The 1,258-nt window shown below is 54.0% G+C and carries 1 protein-coding gene and 1 pseudogene; one reads left to right on the forward strand and one right to left on the reverse strand.

Going from position 1 to position 1,258, the window contains the following annotated elements:
- Positions 1–881: hypothetical protein (locus L691_RS33095; protein ID WP_025692489.1), on the forward strand; the 881-nt coding region annotated here is incomplete at its 5' end.
- A gap of 51 nt (positions 882–932) precedes the next feature.
- Here the strand turns inward: L691_RS33095 and L691_RS0122140 are convergent.
- A pseudogene (locus tag L691_RS0122140) lies at positions 933–1,258 on the reverse strand (threonine dehydratase); the annotation flags it as partial.

Here is a 1,258-nt window from a genome sequence, read left to right on the forward strand (position 1 = left end):
CTGCCGGACGCTCGCCAGCTCCATCGTCCAGCTCCAGCCACGCTGAGGCGCTCTATAAAGCCTATCTGCCGTTGTTGTCCTCTTCGGCCAAGCTGCCGCAGGCGATCGGCTATTTGAAGGCCAATATTTACGCCGTCGGTTCTTATCGCGCCACGATTATGACGTTAAGGCTTGAAAATGTCCAAAAGGCGGCGCTGCCTGCATGGCAGGATAAATTCTATGCAGAGGGAGTTCAGCGCGATCTGACGGACCTTTACGAGCCCGGAGATAGCCTCGCGAAGCTCGCGGATAAGACGGATAACGGAAATTTACGCTTGCTGCTGCGGAGGGCTGCGGAGAACGGATACAAACTGGAGACGGCCGAAGGATCGTTTTTCCCGGTTATTGACTATGCCGCGTACCGGAAATACAAGATGTATGTACTGGATGACATCCGCAATTATATTTCCATTATGGCCGTGGAGTCGGACCTTCCCTCGAACAAAGACAACGGCCTTATTATCGCTTGGGCGGAGGTGGCGTCCCGTGCGCTGGCCCAGGAATCCTTCATTGCCGCCTACCCCCGTTCGAACCGGATCGGGACGGTAAAGTCGTTATACCGGATGTATGAGATCGACACGTTCTACGGTCTGAATAATACGCCGCTGTTCCATTACGACAATCTGGAGATGGATCTGGAAGCGAGCAAAGCCTATACTGCGGTTCTTACCAAAAATAACGGCGAGAGCGCGTATCTGGAGAAGCTGGACGGCTTCATGAAGCTGCTCAAGGAGCATGATTACAAGCTTACCGATGAGGTCGAGGAATACCGCAAGCAGGCGGCGCCTCCAGAAAGTCCTGCCTCACCGCAGCCGCTCGCCGCTGCGAAGAGAGAACATTAAAAGGCTGGTGCAGGGTTAATGCCTGCGCCAGCCTTTTTCGTTCCGTCCGGGTCAGATCAGCATATTGAACAAATTCAAGTCCTTGTTCAGTTCGACGTAGTCCAGGCCCTTAAGCTCCATCCGCTCAATGAGCGGTTCATAGGCGTCCTTGGACAGCAGCTCGATGCCGATAAGGGCAGGGCCGTCCTCCTTGTTGTTCTTCTTCGTATATTCGAACCGGGTAATATCGTCGTCAGGGCCCAGCACCTCCGACACAAATTCGCGCAGCGCGCCCGCCCGCTGCGGAAAATTAATCATGAAGTAATACTTCAGCCCTTCATAAATCAGCGAGCGCTCTTTAATCTCCTGCATCCGGTCGATATCATTGTTGCCGCCAC

Source organism: Paenibacillus zanthoxyli JH29 (assembly GCF_000520715.1).
In the GTDB taxonomy this organism is placed as follows: domain Bacteria; phylum Bacillota; class Bacilli; order Paenibacillales; family Paenibacillaceae; genus Paenibacillus_AQ; species Paenibacillus_AQ zanthoxyli.